14 protein-coding genes and 3 pseudogenes are annotated in these 19,009 nt (G+C 38.4%); 12 read left to right on the top strand and 5 right to left on the bottom strand.

Going from position 1 to position 19,009, the window contains the following annotated elements; all coding sequences use genetic code 11:
- The first annotated feature begins 115 nt into the window (after positions 1 to 115).
- The 3 genes and pseudogenes from N1I86_RS04805 to N1I86_RS04795 all read left to right on the top strand — a co-directional run.
- Positions 116 to 1,021 (top strand): NAD-dependent epimerase/dehydratase family protein, encoded by a 906-nt coding sequence (locus N1I86_RS04805; RefSeq protein WP_341095222.1) that lies wholly within the window; start codon positions 116 to 118, stop codon positions 1,019 to 1,021.
- A gap of 421 nt (positions 1,022 to 1,442) precedes the next feature.
- Positions 1,443 to 2,072, top strand: a pseudogene (locus N1I86_RS04800) (DUF1796 family putative cysteine peptidase).
- A 114-nt stretch (positions 2,073 to 2,186) separates the two neighbouring features.
- Positions 2,187 to 2,761, top strand: a pseudogene (locus tag N1I86_RS04795) (polysaccharide biosynthesis protein); the annotation flags it as partial.
- 169 nt (positions 2,762 to 2,930) lie between these two features.
- On the opposite strand, the gene N1I86_RS04790 reads toward N1I86_RS04795, so the two are convergent.
- Entirely contained in the window at positions 2,931 to 4,097 is a 1,167-nt protein-coding gene (locus tag N1I86_RS04790) for an IS256 family transposase (protein ID WP_341095220.1), read from the bottom strand.
- 78 nt (positions 4,098 to 4,175) lie between these two features.
- Here N1I86_RS04790 and N1I86_RS04785 point away from each other — a divergent pair, with 78 nt between their 5' ends.
- The 9 genes and pseudogenes from N1I86_RS04785 (at position 4,176) to N1I86_RS04745 (ending at position 12,924) form a co-directional block, all read left to right on the top strand.
- Entirely contained in the window at positions 4,176 to 4,586 is a 411-nt protein-coding gene (locus N1I86_RS04785; protein WP_341095218.1) for a polysaccharide biosynthesis protein, read from the top strand.
- A 528-nt stretch (positions 4,587 to 5,114) separates the two neighbouring features.
- Positions 5,115 to 6,275: a sporulation protein YhbH gene (yhbH, locus tag N1I86_RS04780; protein ID WP_341095215.1), complete on the top strand. Its 1,161-nt coding sequence runs from the start codon at positions 5,115 to 5,117 to the stop codon at positions 6,273 to 6,275.
- A gap of 161 nt (positions 6,276 to 6,436) precedes the next feature.
- A pseudogene (locus N1I86_RS04775) lies at positions 6,437 to 6,648 on the top strand (DUF444 family protein); the annotation flags it as partial.
- Between the two features lie 489 nt (positions 6,649 to 7,137).
- On the top strand, positions 7,138 to 7,638 hold the full coding sequence (locus N1I86_RS04770; RefSeq protein WP_003353243.1) for a PH domain-containing protein: 501 nt from the start codon (positions 7,138 to 7,140) through the stop codon (positions 7,636 to 7,638).
- A gap of 16 nt (positions 7,639 to 7,654) precedes the next feature.
- Positions 7,655 to 9,139, top strand: a complete 1,485-nt coding sequence (locus N1I86_RS04765) for a PH domain-containing protein (protein WP_341095213.1) — start codon at positions 7,655 to 7,657, stop codon at positions 9,137 to 9,139.
- Between the two features lie 1,030 nt (positions 9,140 to 10,169).
- On the top strand, positions 10,170 to 10,376 hold the full coding sequence (locus N1I86_RS04760) for a DUF1657 domain-containing protein (RefSeq protein WP_003353240.1): 207 nt from the start codon (positions 10,170 to 10,172) through the stop codon (positions 10,374 to 10,376).
- A 238-nt stretch (positions 10,377 to 10,614) separates the two neighbouring features.
- Entirely contained in the window at positions 10,615 to 11,628 is a 1,014-nt protein-coding gene (gene spoVAD, locus N1I86_RS04755) for a stage V sporulation protein AD (RefSeq protein ID WP_003353239.1), read from the top strand.
- A gap of 195 nt (positions 11,629 to 11,823) precedes the next feature.
- Positions 11,824 to 12,030 carry a DUF1657 domain-containing protein gene (locus tag N1I86_RS04750; protein WP_003353238.1) on the top strand — a complete coding sequence of 69 codons (207 nt, stop codon included), beginning with the start codon at positions 11,824 to 11,826 and terminating at the stop codon, positions 12,028 to 12,030.
- Between the two features lie 33 nt (positions 12,031 to 12,063).
- Positions 12,064 to 12,924 (top strand): DUF421 domain-containing protein, encoded by an 861-nt coding sequence (locus N1I86_RS04745; protein ID WP_003353237.1) that lies wholly within the window; start codon positions 12,064 to 12,066, stop codon positions 12,922 to 12,924.
- 678 nt (positions 12,925 to 13,602) lie between these two features.
- Here N1I86_RS04745 and N1I86_RS04740 read toward each other — a convergent pair.
- The 4 genes from N1I86_RS04740 to N1I86_RS04725 form a co-directional block, all read right to left on the bottom strand.
- Positions 13,603 to 14,997: a peptide MFS transporter gene (locus tag N1I86_RS04740; RefSeq protein WP_341095209.1), complete on the bottom strand. Its 1,395-nt coding sequence runs from the start codon at positions 14,995 to 14,997 to the stop codon at positions 13,603 to 13,605.
- Between the two features lie 374 nt (positions 14,998 to 15,371).
- Positions 15,372 to 16,673 (bottom strand): NCS2 family permease, encoded by a 1,302-nt coding sequence (locus N1I86_RS04735; protein ID WP_048622787.1) that lies wholly within the window; start codon positions 16,671 to 16,673, stop codon positions 15,372 to 15,374.
- 522 nt (positions 16,674 to 17,195) lie between these two features.
- Complete coding sequence (locus N1I86_RS04730) at positions 17,196 to 18,194, bottom strand: inorganic phosphate transporter (protein WP_341095202.1); 999 nt, start codon at positions 18,192 to 18,194, stop codon at positions 17,196 to 17,198.
- Positions 18,195 to 18,210: 16 nt separating this feature from the next.
- Positions 18,211 to 18,828 (bottom strand): DUF47 domain-containing protein, encoded by a 618-nt coding sequence (locus N1I86_RS04725; protein WP_003353229.1) that lies wholly within the window; start codon positions 18,826 to 18,828, stop codon positions 18,211 to 18,213.
- Between the last annotated feature and the right edge of the window lie 181 nt (positions 18,829 to 19,009).

Raw genomic sequence — 19,009 nt, 5'->3', positions numbered from 1 at the left:
ACGCTTTGTACCCCTTTCTTATTCCAAACTATTTTTCTGTACATTAGGCATACTCCTTGTACCCCTTTCTTTAAAGCTTCATACGATGATAAAAAAGTTATAAGGAGCATAAATCATGAAGGCTGTTGTAACCGGTGGGGCCGGCTTTATCGGTTCTCATCTCGTTGAAGAACTGCTTCTTCAAGGTGCGAAGGTGCATGTATTGGACAACTTAGTATCTGGACAATTGAAAAATGTACATCCGCTTGCCGTCATGCATATCGAAGATATACGCAGTCAAGGGGCCAAACAAATCATTATGAGAGAAAAACCGGATGTCGTATTCCATCTGGCGGCTCAGGCAGATGTAGGGCAGTCAATTCGTGAACCAAAATATGATGCTGACATGAATATCAATGGAACCATCAATATCTTGGAAGCTTGTCGTGAGGCTTCTGTGAAAAAAGTAATTTTTGCCTCTACCTCTGGGGTTTACGGGAATTTACAAAAAGATTTGATTTCAGAAAAGGACTTGACAATGCCTATTTCTTACCACGGTTTATCGAAATTGACAGCCGAGTCATATATCCGCTTATTTCATCAGCTTTATGGACTATCCTACACCATTCTCCGTTATGGCAACGTATATGGCCCTAGACAATCCGCAAAAGGAGAAGGAGGAGTCATTGCGATCTTTTTAGACAGAATCAAAAAAGGAATGCCTTTAATGATACACGGTGACGGTGAACAAACACGAGATTTTGTTTATGTAAAAGATATTGTTCGTGCAAATATCGCTGCTGTGGAGAAAGGGGATCAGGAAACGATTCAAGTCAGCACCGGAAAAAGCATCTCCATCAATCACTTAGTGAAAATGCTGACGCAAATTTACGGCTCCCCAATTGAGACGATCTACACACATGCAAGAACGGGCGATATTAAACATAGCTGTCTCGATAATAAAAAAGCGCGTCAATTGTTGCAGTGGAATCCACAGGTTGATATTTTCAACGGATTAACAGAAACTTATACCTTTTCATGATGATGAAAATCGTCAGTCAAACACTTTTGAAAGATAAACATTTTTTGTTTTGCTATAAAAGTTTGCACATAATGTTCATACAAAATAGGATGATGGACGACCATTAGAAATGATTTTTTATAAAATCTCGTATTCCTCCCTGTTACGGATTAGTCGAATATGGAAAATTTGTTCTATTTCTCATTGAAACCTGGATTAAATACACATTTTTCTATCGTTCGAGTTTCTGCCCTCTCATTTTTTCATGATGCGGAATTAACTATGGATAGGATATTAGAAAAATATTCGTCTTTTCTGGATTTAAGTTGGATAAGCTTTCATTCGTTTTTGGGGAATTGAGGAAATAAAAGATGAGCTATGCAATGCATAACGGGACCTCACATTGGAAATACGTTTTTCATTTTTTTAAGGAGATGGGAATATGAGTTTAGAAGATATTAAAGGTACTTATGACTCTGTATTTAGTTTAGGAGATCTTTGTTTGACATCCATTCAGCTTAAGAAAAATAATTTGAGACCTTTTTCGGGAGTGTTGGATTGGATGGCATCTCCTTCTTTATAAAATGTCAACCGTCTTTTGAAAAACCGATTTGTCGGTTTTATGGACCTGCCTAATTTAAGAATTATAGGTTATGCTTCTGATCAGCTAATTTGTGTATCGGATGACGGCTATCAAATAGTTTCCAATCATGATTTTGAAGTTGGAAAAAATACACTTTCACATTTGGGCGGTTACCCTGAAGTTAGAGAAAAGTTTGATAGACGGATAAAGCGCTTTTTAGAGAAAATGGAGACCAGCAAACGGATCCTTTTTGTTCGAACAGAAGGCACGTTTGAAGAGGTCTTAGAGCTTGAGTCCATTTTATCCAAAATGGTGAAACATGATTTTCGAATACTCATCGTCAATCATACCGATGTCAGCGGCCTGACCGAAAAAAATTGGCCTATTGAAAGAGTCAGCGTGGTTGAACTTCCGAATCGGGACATTTGGAATGCGAATGATCATTTTTGGAAAATGATGTTCGACGGAGTTCAACTGAGCGGAAAATAAAGGACTAAATACTGGACAATTCTACCGTAACAAGAATGGAAGATTCCTAAACGGAACAGTCGCCTGAAACAACAGGTGTTTCATCTAGAATGAATCTATCAGGAGGTCAAGTAGATGTTTCAAAATAAAGTGATTTTGGTGACCGACGGGACAGGCTCATGGGGGCATGAGCTCATAAACCAGTTATTATCGCTAAACCCTAAAAAAATCATTATTCTTTCCAGAAACGAAGCCAGTCAAGTACAGATGAGTAGAGCGATTGAAGACCCTCGATTGTGCTTTTGCATTGGTGACATTCGAGACAGGGAAGCGTTAGTCAAAGCTTTTGAAGGTGTCGATTATGTGTTTCATTTAGCTGCTTTAAAACACGTCCCCGTCTGTGAAGAACAACCTCTCGAGGCATTGAAAACAAACGTGCTAGGTACACAAAACGTAATTGAAGCTGCATTAGAAAATAGAGTAAAGAAGGTCATCAACGTATCGACCGATAAAGCGGCAGACCCCATTAACTTCTATGGGATGACAAAAGCCATCGGTGAAAAATTAGTGGTATATGCGAATCAGATCAGTTCGGATACCCAGTTTATATTCTAGGAAGTAATGGAAGTGTGCTTCAATTATTTATGAATCAAATCAAAAAGAAAGAGATCAAAATTACGGATAAAAGAATGACACGTTTCTTCTTAACCAGGGAAAATGGTACCGTCAAGAATTTTGTGTTATGTAAGATAGATAGGGTATCTCTGAAATGGATTTGGAATGGATAGGGGTTCGATTTCCTCCACACAGGAGACTGAATATTCAGTCTCCTGTGTGGAAAGGGAGAATCCCTTTATTTTGTTCGTTTACAATATTTGGTTAGTTATAACGTTTTTCAAACATTTGTTGAAGGGTTTCATAGGCTTCAGCAAATCCTCGTAATTTTCGTCCTGCCCATTTCTCATTAAAATCTTGGATGGTCAAATACACGACTTTTTCAGCGGCTTCTAAACTACTCAAACTGTTCATCGGCTTTAGACGTTTCCGAATCTCTTTGATCGTTCGTTCAATGGCATTGGTCGTGTAAATCACACTTCGAATACTGCTTGGATAATCCATAAATGTAAGGAGGACATCCAACTCATTGGCCCAAGATTGAACTTCTCTCGGATACTTGTTCGACCATTTCGACTCAAACTGTTGAAACATCTGTAACGCAATCTCCTTATTCGGTGCGCGATAAATCAGTTTGAGATCCTCTGCCACTTCAAATTGATCTTTTTTCCGAACACGATTTAGGGTGTTGCGGACTTTGTGAACGACACAGCGCTGCACATCGGCTTTCGGATACACCGCCTTAAAGGCTTCCTCCAGCCCCGGTAGTCCATCGAATACGCCCAGAAGCACTTCCTTGACGCCTCTTTTGTAGAGCTGTTGGAGAATCTCCCGCCATCCATAGGCGCTTTCTTGTCCTCCCACGAAGAAATCCAGAATTTCTCGATACCCTTCTTCATTCACTCCTAACACCACATAAATGACTTCTTTCTCTACCGTATCGCGGCGAAGTTTCACGTACAAGCCGTCCAAATATAAGACAGAATAACGTTTGGATAGTGGACGATGGTGCCATTTCTCGATGTCTTCCTTCACTACATCGGTCATACGGCTGATCGTTGCAGGAGAATAGGCATTGCCTAAAATTCGTTCAATAAACTTGCCAATTTCACGCGTACTCATGCCACTTTGATACATCCTGATGATGGCTTCCTCGAGCCAGCCCGTATGGCGTTGGTAAGGGGCAAACAGCTGCGTTTGAAATTCCCCGTTTCGGTCTCTTGGAACAGAAAGTCCTTCGATACGACCATACTGCGTGTCTAGGTTTCGATGGTAATAGCCGTTTCTTCTATTCGACGTTCCCTCTTGTTCCATTTCGAGGAAAGTCTGGATTTCTTCCTTCATGATCAGCTCTAATTTTTCCTTTACAAACTCACGAATAACGTTTTCCAGTTGATTCATCCAATCTATATTCGATATACTTTTAGACATAGGTAGGGTACTCCTTTCTCTAAGATTTTTGCCAAATCAGAGAATACCCTACCTTTTTCTTTTGGTCTAACTAAATGCTTGACACAAAATTTTATACATCATCGGGAAAATGCAATCAAGTTGTTAATAAAAGCTGCAACAATAGGAAAAGGCGGAGAGATTTTTGTCATGAAATCATCCGCATGGAGAATTCTGGATTTGGCTGAAGTGTTGATAGAAGAGTCCGGGGAGAGAGATGTCAAAGTTGTCGAATTTGGAGCTAGACCGGGAGAAAGATTCCATGAAGTTCTGATTTCTGAACATGAAAGCCAAAATACAGTCGTCTATGATGAAGACTTCTTAATTGTTCTTCCTACGATCAACATTCCTGGGTTAAAACAGTTTTATGCTGATTGTTTACCTGTAAAAGGAAATTATTCTTCCAAAGAATTTTTGATGACAAAAGAAGAAATCAAACAAATGTTGGTGGAAGGCGGATTTTTAAAATAAAGGCATTGGTGCTATTCAAAAAGGGTAGCACCGTTTGCCTTTCTCATTTAGAACGAATAAGGTATCTGTGTACCAAAACAATGCAAAGTAAGGAATAAGAACGATTAACAATAGTCAGCTTATTCTACGGAAAACCAATACGATTTGTTCCCTTGAATCTGCGTTTATTCGCAGAATCTTTTTTATCAAGCAAGTTGGCTAATGGTCATTTTGTAAGAATGAGGGGCAAAGACCACTGTACTGACAACATCATAAGATTAATGGAATTCAAATGTGTTGCTCTATATCAGATAAACCAGAAAAAGAGCTGATCATGAAAGGAGCAGCCCATTCCGTCATATTCGATCTGCTTGTCCAACCTGGATTTTCTCCTTTTGGATGATCTTTTTGTCAACTCTTTGTGTTTCTTGCATAGGATAAAGTAATCAACCTGTAGGATCAAAGTGTATTGATTATGACAGTCATCATATTGTATGAAAAATTATGAAAAAAGTGAAAACCATTTTAGGAGGGGAGGAAAAGAATCAAATGGATAACCATCAGTTTGCGATTTCAAAAGAAGATTGGTCCCTCCATCGCAAAGGGTATGAAGATCAACAGCGACATAAAGAGAAAGTGCAAGAAGCTATTCGAAACAACTTGCCCGATTTAATTACGGAAGAAAGCATCATTTTATCCAATGGCAGGGATGTAGTGAAGATTCCGATACGTTCATTAGACGAGTATAAAATCCGTTATAATTACGATAAGAACAAGCACGTCGGCCAAGGAAACGGAGACAGTAAAGTCGGAGATGTCATTGCAAGGGATGGCAGCAGCGAACGAGGAGCTGGAAAAGGCCAAGGTGCAGGGGATAAACCGGGAGAAGATTATTATGAAGCGGAAGTTTCTATGGCTGATTTAGAAGAGGCATTTTTTGCGCAGCTGGAACTTCCTAATTTAAAGCAAAAGGAACAAGAAGATCATACTGTTGAGAAAATTGAATTCAACGATATCCGCAAAACGGGATTGATGGGGAATATTGATAAGAAAAAAACGATGCTCACCGCTTTTAAAAGAAATGCATTAAAGGGTGAGCCAAGATTCCATCCGATTATTCCGGAAGACTTGAAATTTAGAACTTGGAACGAAGTGCAAAAGCCCCATTCCAAAGCAGTGGTGCTGGCCATGATGGACACGAGTGGATCTATGGGGATATGGGAAAAGTTCATGGCTAGGAGTTTTTTCTTTTGGATGACCCGATTTTTACGAACGAAATATGAAACGGTAGAGATTGAGTTTATCGCCCATCATACGGATGCAAGAGTAGTCACGGAAGAAGAGTTTTTTTCCAAGGGCGAAAGCGGGGGGACGATTTGTTCTTCTGCCTATCGAAAATCGCTGGAACTAATTGAGAAAAAATACCAACCTTCTCGGTATAATATTTATCCTTTCCATTTTTCTGATGGGGACAACTTGACTTCCGATAATGCAAGGTGCATCAAACTCGTCAAAGAAATCATGGCTGTGTCGAATATGTTTGGTTACGGAGAAGTCAATCAGTACAGTCGCCATTCCACCTTAATGTCCGCCTATAAAAACATCAAAGACGAAAAATTCCGTTATTTCATTTTAAAACAGAAAGAAGATGTATTCCACGCCATGAAAAGCTTTTTTCATAACGATGATCAGTCCAAAGTGTTGGCTTAAGTCTCATAAACAAAATAAGCTTTGGGTGCATCGGAGAGATGGCATCGGAGCTTTCTTAATAACCTGTTAAAATAATGGAAACCCACAGAAATTTTAAATGAATTCTGTGGGTTTTTTTAGTGATTAGGCTTTCTTGAATCCGGAAGAAAATAGTCTAACTCCATTTTTCAGATGGGGACAACTTGACTTCCGATAACGCAAGGTGCATCAAACTCGTCAAAGAAATCTGGCTGTGTCGAATATGTTCGGCTACGGAGAAGTCCATTAGTACAGCTGCCGTTCCACCTTAATGTTCGCTTATAAAATCATCAAAGACGAAAAATTCCGTTATTTCATTTTAAAGCAGAAAGAAGATGTATTCCAATTTTATTGAAAATAGCGTTTTTCACTCCCGTCAGACCGATTCTTTTTTAGCTTTTGATTTCGTTTCTTCTTAAATAAAAATTTAAAGTATCTGGCATCTCCTTTGTTGAGCCGAGTCCACTTGCGGCTATTTTCAAAAAGGATCCATTTGAAGCTTTCATTTATTTTTTTGGTATTAAGAAGTATTGTCCAAGTAAATGTGTGCCGCCATTATTTTTACAGAAAAATATCATATTTTTATCAAAATTTGTAAAAAATCTACACAAAATATTTTTCCTTTACTATAATGGTTAGGTGGGAAGCTCACGATATTTGCATCACTTTGGAGGAAACGCCCATTTTACATCGTACGGTTTATTTTGAAGTTAATTGTTTGAATATTAATAAATATCTTAAATAATGTTTATGAGAAACAGAAATTGGTGATAAAGAGGATTGTTTTTTGGCGCAAACTGTTTCATTGTACATTTTTCTAGAATTCGACAGAAAGGAGGAGATTATGACTGGGATGATAAAGGAACCAACACAACAAATTTCGCCGAAGGCTGTGAAGATGTGGCGAATAAGTGACGCCATCACGTATTTCATTGCACTTTGCATCCTATTAATCCTTCTGTATCTTCAGCAATATTATGGGTGGAAAAGTTGGATAGGTCTTATTCTCTATGTTCTTTTAATACTCCTCATTATTTCCTCCATCGTTGAAATCGTGATTGTACCTATTTATCGACAGCGAACTTGGCGCTACGAAGTCGACGAGAAATACATACAATTGAAGTATGGAGGAGTATTAAAGAAAACTCATTTAATCATACCTATGACGAAAGTGTTATACGTCAATACGAATCAAGGTCCGCTCTTGCGAAAATTTGATTTGTCGACGATAAAGATAGGGACGATGGCTTCCGTGCATGAAATACCGGCTGTTCCTGAAAAGAAAGCAGCGGAATTACGGGAAAAGATTGCTGTTTTAGCGGGAATTAGTGAATCAAATGAATAGGGGGTCCTATTCCTCCATGAACAGGGAAACAACAAATAATAAAGCTCATCGAATACATCCGCTATGGATCGTCTATTCGATTGGCAAGTCCGTAAAGGAATTGGTTTTTTTTGTTATTGGTCTTATGATTTATATACGTTCAGATTCAGATTCTATTTTCTTCAAATTGGGAGTTTTAGCCGGAATTCTCTATTTGATTTATAAAGTCGTTTCTGTATTGTTAGAATGGTTCCATTTCAAGTATTTATTTACGGACACGGAATTGTGCATTCATGAAGGACGATTGATCCTGGAAAGCCGTTATATTCCATTGGAGCGGATTCAAGGCATCAGTCGGAATACACCTTTGTTTCATCGTTTGTTCGGACTCACCTCTCTCTTGCTGGATACAGGTGCAGTCGGCAATAAATCCTCCGTCAAACTTGAAATGATCACCTGCAAAGAAGCCGAACGAATACAAAAATATTTTAGTCATGCCGATTATTTGGAACGAGACGTGAGTAAATATAACGAGGGGACATTAAAAGCGAACCTGCCGGAACATTCCTCAAGGAAGAAGCATTATGAAATGACTTCTAAAGAAATATTTGTGGCTTCCGTTACGTCGCTTCATTTACTTATTTTGATTTCGCTGCTTTATACCTGTTATTCGAATTTAAATGATTTTTTGTCCATAGACCCATATATAGAGGCTGTTCTCTCCTTCTTTCAAAAATCTTGGTTATTAACGGCCGTTGGTATTCTTGCTCTGTTGGTATTATCAATGGCTTATGGTTGGGGAAGGACTTTCATTCGGTATAGAAATTTTGAGGTTACTTCTGATCAGCAGCGAATTTTTATTAAAAAAGGTTTGTTTCATCAGACTGAATTTTCCATTCCAAAGGAAAAAGTTGAAGCCATCATTTTAAATACAAAATTTCTTCAAAAAATCTTGGGAATTGTGGAGGTGGGAATTGTAAGCACAGCTGAAGAGGATGATGAAGAGATGAAAACGGCCAATATACTTTTTCCTTTTATTCATAAAAACAAAGCTTTACTACTGATATCTGAGATTTTGCCTACATTTAAAGTGGAAACGGACATGGTGAATCTTCCTCGGTCAGCTATTTTTGTAAAATTAGTGCGGACTAGCTATATTTGGATCGCAGCAGGAGCGATATTCTACTTCTGGCCAAGACTCTGGTATGTTCCGCTTGCTTTTCTAGTTCTTACTCATATTTCCCAACTATTAAGTGGTTTATCTAATGGCTACAAGCTTAGTGGCCCTTTTATCCAACTTCAAAGTGGATCTTTTTCCACAAAATTATTTATCACAACCCGAATGAAAATTGAAGAGTTAAAAGTAACAGAATCAGTACTACAGCGTAAGTTTGGCCTCGCTTCTCTTGAAATTTTTACACGTTCTAAATCCGTTCAAGTGTCGAAAATTTCGGATATTCCGAAAGATGTGGCAATTAGCTGCTATCAATGGTATGGAAAGAACGGAGGAAACAAGGGATAATATAAGGTTTCATGTATTGAATAAAATTTAGGATTAATACAATTTAAAGAATTGGTTATATAAAAGAGATAAAATTTCATCATGGGGTGTTATTTTTACATAACCGTGAAAAATGAAAAGGAGAGAGTTTTTTGAAATCTATACTACCACCACTAATTTTCGGGCTCATTTTATCCATAGTCTGGGGGTATTTCTCGGATTTAAGGCAAGGAGAAACACGAACGTTCATTATTAGGATTATTGTTGTGCCTTTGATTCTAATACTATTTAGCAAGATGCGCGAAGCTAAAAAAAAGTAAGTATTTTTAAACTCCCTTCTACGGTCTAAGAATTTTGTTTTGATTTTTAATGGTACCAAATCCTTTTGCATTTCATCATCATGGACTGAAGAAATTATCTTTTGACAGCAGGGCATTTTGGACTTTTGCTGGCGAAAGGATTTTAAAGTTTTTCAACCAAGCAATTTTATGATAAAAGGAGATTTCATATACGAAATCTTCTTTTCGATGTCGTTGTCGACGATCCTTTTAAAGGAGAATCTTCGTAACAGCATTTATTTTTCAAGAAAAATCTCTTACCCCCAAGATTTAGTATAGAATCAAAAAGAAAAACGGTGAAAAAGCTGTTTAGAAACGCTAAACAGCTTTTCTCGTTTTTTACGGAATTAAATATCTCCACAGCTTTTCGCTCTATTCCTTATCTTCTTTCTTTGGCATTCTCATTTTTTGTACCAAAAGAAGAACTTGTGTTTGGCTATTCATGATCATCCATCGTTTTCCTGTCTTGATAGGCGAATTTTATCTGCGTTGTCAGGATGCTGCCTTCAAATTAGATTCTTTGCCTGTTTTCGTTTTTTTGAATCCATTGCGTTGCCTTTCAGGGAGTTTAAACGGGTTGAACTAAGTTATATAGGATATGAAAGGAATTTAACCCACTATGGATCTTTACAGATGGATAAAATTAGAAATCATAAAAAAAGATCTTTTTTATCATTCTAAAAGTGTAACTTAAATTAAAGGAGGAATCACCCATGACTATCATCAGTCAAGTGAAACAAACTCTAGCCGGATTAAAAAGTGCACAAGCGAGCTTCGAAACCTTTGCACTAGGAACCGATAATCAACAAGCTAAACAACTTTATCAAGATGCTGCCAAACAAACACAGCAACTAGTTGACAGCCTTTCTGCTCGTGTTCAACAAATTGAACAAGAAGAACCTCAATACAAACAACAATAATGTACAAATTAGATAAAAAGGTTGGTTGGATCAACCAACCTTTTTTACACCTTTAAACGAAACGTGATGAGTACATGTATCTAAACGGCAAAACAACAATTGATATAGTTTAGGATATACCGAATATCTGAATCAGATAAAAAGACCAGTACTGAAAAACTGTAATGAAGCTTGCCTTATCGGGCAGGCTATTCCAATGTTTATGATCATGATTCTTAATAAAGCGAGGTGGTTTTTGATGTTGACGGGGCATCGTACTTGGGTTTTCGATCAAAAGCCCGCCATTATTTCTACTGGTACAGTTGGTGGACCTTTTGAAGCGAACGGAATGCTGGCGTTAGATTTTGATCTGCTCCATTCCGATTTATGGCTAGGTCAAGATTCTTATGAAAAAGCCCACAAGATCCTTTTAGAAGAAGCCTGTCAAAAAGCCATCGAAAAAGCCGGTCTTCAAAAAGAGCAAATTCAGTTTTTCCTGGGGGGAGACTTGATTAATCAGCTTACCCCTACCAGTTTTGCTATGCGCACGCTAGGAGTGCCTTTTCTCGGTTTGTTCGGAGCCTGTTCAACATCGATGGAGGGACTGGCTCTTGGTGCTTATATTGTTAATAACAAAGGAGCCGACTATTTGTTAACAGGTGCTTCTAGTCATAATGCAGCGGTTGAAAAGCAGTTCCGTTATCCAACGGAATACGGTGGACAAAAACCGCCCACTGCACAATGGACGGTAACGGGTGCTGGAGCTGCTTTGTTAAGCAGTGCTGGTGACGGTCCTAGGGTTACGTCTGCTACGATTGGTCGTGTTATTGATATGGGGATGACCGATCCGCTGAATATGGGAGGGGCAATGGCTCCGGCAGCTGTGGATACGATAGAAGCACATTTAAAAGAACGAAATGTTGACCCCTCTTACTATGATTTAATAGTGACAGGAGACCTTGGTCAAATTGGACATGATATTTCACTTGAACTATTTCATAAACACGGCACCCCTATTCGTGAAGAACAGTATCAAGATTGCGGGCTCATGATCTACCGGGAAGATCAGCCGGTCTTATCTGGAGCGAGTGGTGCAGGATGTTCCGCGACCGTCGTTTACGGCCATTTGTTAAACCGAATGAAAAAAGGGGAGTTAAAACGAATGCTAGTGGTCGCAACGGGTGCTTTGTTATCGCCCTTATCCTTTCAGCAAAACGAAACCATCCCTTGTATCGCACATGCGGTGTCGATTGAATACGAAAACGGGCCATAAATGGCATTTTTCTTATCTGAAGAAGCTTTTTTGTTAATTGACTTCTTTTTGGAGAAAAAAAGCTGTCAATAAACGGCTGCGACACCAAAATCTCAATTTTTGTATGGGAAATCATTTTTCGGTTTTTAGAAAATTTTCTCTGTTCATATGTAAATAGGAGATGCCTAAAACTAAAAGGTGTAAGGAGAGGATACGATGACCATTGCATCGGAAGTGAAACAATGTATGGCCAGCCTTAAAGGGGTAGAAGCTAGCCTGTCCAGTTTAGCATTGCGCACCCAAGATGACGAATCAAAACGTACATTACATGAAACGATGATGATCGTCCATGAAGTGGTGGAAGATATCAAAAACCGTGTTGGAGAGTTGGAACGAGAAGAAACTCAGTACAAAGGGTTTTAAGATCACCTATTCTTTTGATGGAGGTGTTGCGTTGTGCCCAATTGGTTAGATGTTGTGATACGGTCCATATTGTTTATGATTATTCTTTTTTTAATCACAAAATGGCTGGGGAAAAAACAAATATCTCAACTTTCTTTTTTTGAATATGTAAATGGTATCACCATCGGGAGTATAGGAGCAGAGGTTGTGACTGGACTTGAGCAAAAAATCTCATTGGGGATCATAGCGATCATCACTTGTGCGGCTATCCCTTTTTTGGCGGGCCTGTTATCGTTAAAGAGCAAAGGGTTCCGCGGCTTTATTGAAGGAAAAGGGTCGATTTTTATCAAAGATGGAAAAATCATGGAAGACAATTTAAAAAAGGAAAGATACTCGACAGATGAGTTGTTGGAATTGCTTAGAAAGAAAAACGTTTTTCAGGTGTCGGATGTGGAATTTGCCGTTTTAGAGCCAACGGGAGATTTATCTGTCTTATTGAAGAAAGAAAATCAACCTTTGACGGCAAAAGATTTGAATATGTCGGTTGCTACGGTGAAGGAGCCTCAGACGGTTATTATGGACGGAAAAATACTGGATGAGCCGCTCACCACGATTGGCCGAAGCAGGAGATGGCTAATCACGGAACTGGAAAAACTGGGAGTGACTATCGATAATGTTTTTCTTGGACAGGTCAATTCCTATGGCGAATTAACGGTCGATCTTTATGATGATAAGCTTAAAGTTCCATCTCCGCAAGAAAGACCATTGATTCTCGCCACTATGAAAAAATGCCAGGCCGATTTAGAGTCATTTGCCCTTGGAACCGAAAATAAAGAAGCTAAGGAACTATACAGGAAAAATAGCGAAAAATTGCAAAAAGCAATTGAGAAAGTATCCCCTATATTAAGAAATTAGAACGTGTGTATGAAGAATCGTTTATTTTGGCTGATTCAATCCGATGCCCTTATGGATAAAGAAAAAATATCGACGAATACAGCAAGAAGCCTGACTGGAAGAGCTGATAACGACCGCTGGATGGTGAATTTCAGTAAATACCGAAGAAGGACTTTTTATCTCGATCAGGATCATCCGTAAGAAAACCATCTTGCCACAACAAAAATACTCTGACAAAGAAATGATTCCATCAACTTTTTGAAATACAGGATTTTCTATACGATGTATTATTTAAAGCAAGCCTCCATTCACAAAAGGATACAAAACATCTGCAATTTAAGAGAAGTACATTAGCCTGGCAAAGACGGGTATCTCCAATAAACACTACGACCTCCGTATCATCGTCATCTCGTTTTTTGAAAGTCAGTATGATTGATATGGTTTTTGTCATTTTTTATGTTCACGACAATTTCTTTTTTGAAACGGATCATTTTATTTAACATTTGAATACTAAGGAAGTTTTCTCATTATATTTAAAGGTGTAAGCAAACTTTATAAAGAGAGAGAAAAAATAGACATTCATCTTTTTGTCCAGTCGACGATCTCAGATGTGTTTTCCTAAAAAACAAAACCGCCAAGCGATCAGCCGGCGGTTTTGTTTACATACGTTTTTTATTTTCTGATGAAACGTTCGATTCGTTAATCCATCATTTTCGTCAACTTATTAGACAATGTCAGTAAGACTAATCCTAGTAGAATAGCAATTCCTCCGATAAGACTAAATACTTCCAAGTACCCTAGAGAGTCTGTATAAGTGGCGAGTTTTCCAGCTAAAATGTTAGCAAATCCGCTGGCAGAGAGCCAAACCCCCATCAATAAGGAAGCCAGTTTGACCGGAGCGATTCGGCTCACGACTGAGAGACCAACTGGTGATAGGAACAGTTCGCCAACCGTATGGAATAAGTACGTAAACACAATAAATAACAAATTGGCTTTATGTTGAATATTATTCGGATCGCTGCCCGTTTTCATCACGGCTAAGACAAGCACAAAAAATCCCAATCCAAGCAGCATCATGCCGACCGCCATTTTCGTCGGGATCTTCCAATCGCCGCGTTTGGATTTGTTTAACTTCATCCAAAAGGCAGAAACAACTGGAGCTAAAAGGACGATAAACAGAGGGTTTACAGATTGAAACCAAGATACAGGAATCGTCCATCCGAATATTTCCCGATCAATAAATTTTTGAGTGTACAGTGTCATAGAACTTCCGGCTTGTTCAAATCCTGCCCAGAAGAAAACGACAAACGCAGCAAGGATAAAGATCACCGCTGTTCTTTCTTTTTCTTTCTTCGTAAGCGGTTGAGATTGTTTGATTCCTTTATTGCTCTTTTTCGGCTTACCAGTCGGTTTTTTACCGATATCGCCTAAAAATCGATTGCCAAGCGCATTGAAGATAATTTGTCCAATGATCATCCCAATGGCCGATACAAGGAATCCATACTTATAACCGTATTGGATAAAACCATTCATCGTTTTAGCAAACAAATCTTCTGACACATAACCAACAATGAGCGGAGAGAAGAAGGCCCCAACATTAATACCCATATAAAAAATGGTAAACGCAGCATCACGGCGGGGATCGTTTTCGGAGTAGAGGTCACCGACAATAGTAGAAATATTCGGTTTGAAGAATCCATTTCCTATAATTAGAAGGGCTAAACCTGTATAAAGAAAGGTGTGGTTTTGATGGGCAAATAAGGCCAAATTCCCAAGCGCCATTGTCAGTCCACCAATTGTAATGGCCAGCCTTCGACCTAGAAAACGGTCTGATAAATATCCACCGAGCAGCGGCATAAAATAGACGGCCCCAGTAAAGAAACCATAGATGAGCATGGCCGATTGTTCTTTCATCCCTAAACCGCCGGCTGCAACAGATGCAGTTAAATATAAAACAAGGATGGCTCTCATTCCATAATAGCTGAAGCGTTCCCACATTTCCGTCATGAATAGCAAATACAATCCAGGGGGATGTTTCGACTTTTTCTTTGGCCCAGGAATGTTATAATCTTGTTGTTGTACAATGGTTCCCATAGACGTCCTCCTATAAATATTTAAATTGTCTAAACTATGTGCAATATATTAATTTAATAATATTTAATAATCAATATATGTAGAAAAAGAAATAATTTTATAAATCAATAAAAAAATAGGAAAATTAAAATAAAAATTGGAAGAATTGCGTAAAATCAATGTTTTCAATAATTTTACATGGACAGATATGGAAAAAGAAAATAAAAGTAAAACTATTTTTATTATTCTTTTTATTTTCTGATAGAAAAGAAACAGAGGTTTGTTGTTTATATTTTCTTAACGGGTATAGTTTGTGAAGGCAATTGATCCCCTTCCCGAAAATGGAGAGGGGATCGTGGGAAATCCTATGTCATGCGATTTTTTCAAGAAAGGACTTAATGGGATGTAAATGCCAGCTGACAGAAAAATAATACGGCAAACAAGTACATCAAAGGATGTACGGCGCGCCATTTTCCTTGAATGACTTTTAACAAAGGATAAGAGATAAATCCGAAAGCAATTCCCGTTGAAATACTGGATGTAAGGGGCATGCTTAAAATAATGAAAAAGGCCGGAAATGCTTCATCCAGTTCGTTCCAATTGATTTTAGATATATTTTTCATCATCAGGCTGCCTACAATGATTAAAGCCGGTGCAGTAATAGCGGAAATTTCGGAAACGGCGCTTACTAATGGGCCAAAAAATGCTGCAATCGCAAACAAAACGGCGGTAACAACTGATGTTAAACCCGTTCTTCCTCCAGCTGCAACGCCTGTCGATGATTCGATATAAGCGCTTGAAGGGCTGGTACCGAACACGGCCCCAACAGTCGTTGCGATGGAATCAGACAATAATGCTTGTCTGGCGCGCGGCAAGGTATGTCCCTTCATTAATCCCGCTTGATGTGCGACTCCTATAATGGTTCCCGTTGTATCAAAAATGGTCACAAGCAGAAATGAAAACACAACGGAATACAAGCTGTAATGGATCACATCACCAAAGGCAGCAATCGGATTACTGATGGCAAGCTTTTCGGGAAACGATGGCATGGAAACGATTCCTTCATGAAAATTTAGCTGACCGGTAAAATAAGCAACGATTCCGGTGAGAATCATTCCGATAAACAAAGCGCCACGCACATTCAACACCATTAACATAATGGTGACGGCCAAACCGAAAAGAGCCAAGAGCGATGAAGGGCTGTGAAGATCGCCTAAGCCTACTAAATTTTCTTTATTATCCGCAATGATTCCCGTCATCCGTAAACCCAGAAAAGCGATAAATAGTCCGATGCCTGCTGTTATTCCATGTTTCAAGTTATCAGGAATCATTTCAATCAATTTTTCACGGAATGAGGTTAATGATAAAATGACAAATAAAATTCCAGAAACAAATACTGCCGAAAAAGCGGTCATGTAAGTAATATCATGATGAGAGCCAACGACAGAATACGCAAAATAAGCATTTAACCCCATTCCAGGAGCGACTGCAATAGGATAATTGGCCATGAGCCCCATCCATAAAGTACCGACAATGACGGCAATAATGGTAGCAATAAAAACTTGATTAAAAGGCACGCCGGCATTATGAAGAATGACAGGATTCACGACCACGATATAGACCATCGTTAAAAATGTCGTAAGTCCTGAGATTACTTCTGTTTTAACGTCTGTGCCGTTTTCTTTTAGTTGAAACATCGTTGTGAAATCCTCCAATTAGTATACTTTCATCCATCTGTTCGTAGTCCTTCCAATGATCAGGATTAAATGCGAACAATTTAAACACACAAATATTATAATATTCGTTTTTATTGGGTAAAGCAATAGGGAAACCTTGAAAAATTTTTTATCGATATAGTTTTTTGCTTTTGTTGCGATCCAAACTCTATTATTTGAAAAAGCTTTTAAACGAAAACGATTGAGATTTCCTATTGAAAAAAGTGTACGGACATTGGATATCATAAAAAATAAAAGAGGTGTTTGAATATGCCGGGAGATAAAGCCGAAAAGGTGCTTGTCATGATCATGATGATCATAGCGTTTCTTTTGTTGATTACCATTTTGCGAAGATACGTGTTTTCTTAACTGTTTGGGAGGAATTCTTAAGAAAGGCAGGTTTGAAAACGAATTTCAAACATATTAGGAAGATTCTTTGAAAGGCCAAAACCTCTCCCTTTCTTCGGCGTTCGCCTAAAAAAGAGAGAGGTTTTTAAGGTTATGTTAAAAAAACGAATTTAAAATAAAGAAAATGATGGCGGCAAGGGTAGCTGAAACGGGCATTGTAATCACCCAAGTAATGACCATTCTTTGGGCCGTATCCCATTTTACTCCGCGAATTCTATGAGCAGACCCTACTCCCAAAATAGAAGAGGAAATAACATGTGTGGTGCTGACGGGTAAGTGTATATAAGTTGCCCCGAAAATAATCAGCGCAGAACTTAGATCAGCAGATACACCGTTGACCGGCTTAATTTTCATTATTTTTCCGCCGACGGTTTTGATGATCTTCCAACCGCCGATGGATGTTCCAAGCCCCATTGCGGCTGCACAGCTGATCTGTACCCAAAGGGGAATATCGGTTGTAGTGTGGTAATGGTTCGTGATTAAAGCCATAGTGATGATCCCCATTGCTTTCTGGGCATCATTGGCACCATGTGTATAGGCTTGAATCGCCGCAGTTACCACTTGAATGAGACGAAATCGTTTATTCGTTTTCGCTAAATTATTTTCTTTGAAAATCACTTTGAAAATGCTGTAAATGATATAACCCACAGTAAATGCAATGATTGGCGAGAAGATTAAGGCTTGAAGTATTTTTAAAAATCCCGAATATTTTATGGCTGTAAAACCCGATGCCGCAATGGCTGCACCTGCAACAGCACCAATAATAGCATGGGAGGAGCTGCTAGGGATTCCAAAATACCAAGTAATCAAATTCCATAAAATAGCAGCGAATAAAGCTGAAATAATGACAACAGATCCGTTATTCAATGTAAAAGGGTCAACAATATCTTTTGTGATAGTTTGAGCGACACCGGTAAAAGTCATCGCTCCCAAGAAGTTCATGATAGCCGCTAAAAAAATAGCTTGACGTGGCTTCAACGCTTTTGTAGAGACTGAGGTTGCAATGGCATTTGCCGTATCATGAAAACCATTGATAAAATCGAATAATAATGAAGCAATGACAATCAAGATTGTTGTAACTAATATATAGTCCATTTAATTGAAACGCTCCTTATGCATTTTTCATTATGATTTGTTCAAGAGTATTGGCAACGTTTTGGCAATGGTCAGCAATATTTTCAAACCCTTGGTAAATATCTTTTAATTTAATCAGTTTAATGGGGTCTTTTTCAACATCGAATAAGTTTTTGGTGGATTTTCGCCAAATACCGTCGCAAAATGTTTCATATTCTTTGATTTTAATGGCGTGTTGGCGGATTTCCGGCAAAGTTTTAGTAGAAAGGAGGCCGACCGCTTTATCGATTTCAACTGCACAATTGCGAAGAGCGTCTATAAATTTCATCATATATTCATCAAAATGAGTAATGGAATACATTTCAAAAAGTCCGGCGGTTTCTTCGTAGCCGTCAAGAACGTCATCCATAGTCATCGCAAGAGCTAAAATATCTTCTCTCTCAATTGGAGTGATGAATACGTGGTTTAATTCGGTAATCACTTGATGAACAAATGTATCACCTTTCGTTTCAAATCTTTTCATCTCTTCCGAAAAAGCTTTCAAATCTTGTTCATTATTCAATTTATAGTCTGCAAAATAATTGGCACTTTCCAGCAAATTGCTTGAAATATTGGCCAAAAGTACATTAAACTTGTCTTTTTTACCTTTAAACATTGTTGGGAACCTCCTATAGATTAAAAAAGTACTGAACATGCATTATTTTAGCTTAAAAAGGAGAAAGAGAAAAGTTAATGTCGAAACTTGTTCGAAAATATTTTTAAGGGGCCTGACCCCTTTTCTACTTTAAAGTACCAAGGGGGTCAGGCACCTGTGTTAAAATAAAGTAAAAAATGAA

This window comes from Bacillus sp. FSL W8-0116 (assembly GCF_038003825.1).
GTDB lineage: Bacteria > Bacillota > Bacilli > Bacillales > DSM-4216 > Bacillus_O > Bacillus_O smithii.
This window is presented reverse-complemented; position numbering and strand designations above follow the sequence as displayed.

What these genes read in the sequence shown, in the direction of transcription:
- N1I86_RS04770 (WP_003353243.1), top strand. Translation starts at nt 7,138, where the DNA reads ATGACTGGGATGATAAAGGAACCAACACAACAAATTTCGCCGAAGGCT.
- N1I86_RS04735 (WP_048622787.1), bottom strand. Translation starts at nt 16,673, where the DNA reads ATGTTTCAACTAAAAGAAAACGGCACAGACGTTAAAACAGAAGTAATC.
- N1I86_RS04790 (WP_341095220.1), bottom strand. Translation starts at nt 4,097, where the DNA reads ATGTCTAAAAGTATATCGAATATAGATTGGATGAATCAACTGGAAAAC.
- N1I86_RS04765 (WP_341095213.1), top strand. Translation starts at nt 7,655, where the DNA reads ATGAACAGGGAAACAACAAATAATAAAGCTCATCGAATACATCCGCTA.
- N1I86_RS04740 (WP_341095209.1), bottom strand. Translation starts at nt 14,997, where the DNA reads ATGGGAACCATTGTACAACAACAAGATTATAACATTCCTGGGCCAAAG.
- N1I86_RS04760 (WP_003353240.1), top strand. Translation starts at nt 10,170, where the DNA reads ATGACTATCATCAGTCAAGTGAAACAAACTCTAGCCGGATTAAAAAGT.
- N1I86_RS04730 (WP_341095202.1), bottom strand. Translation starts at nt 18,194, where the DNA reads ATGGACTATATATTAGTTACAACAATCTTGATTGTCATTGCTTCATTA.
- N1I86_RS04805 (WP_341095222.1), top strand. Translation starts at nt 116, where the DNA reads ATGAAGGCTGTTGTAACCGGTGGGGCCGGCTTTATCGGTTCTCATCTC.
- spoVAD (WP_003353239.1), top strand. Translation starts at nt 10,615, where the DNA reads ATGTTGACGGGGCATCGTACTTGGGTTTTCGATCAAAAGCCCGCCATT.
- N1I86_RS04750 (WP_003353238.1), top strand. Translation starts at nt 11,824, where the DNA reads ATGACCATTGCATCGGAAGTGAAACAATGTATGGCCAGCCTTAAAGGG.
- yhbH (WP_341095215.1), top strand. Translation starts at nt 5,115, where the DNA reads ATGGATAACCATCAGTTTGCGATTTCAAAAGAAGATTGGTCCCTCCAT.
- N1I86_RS04725 (WP_003353229.1), bottom strand. Translation starts at nt 18,828, where the DNA reads ATGTTTAAAGGTAAAAAAGACAAGTTTAATGTACTTTTGGCCAATATT.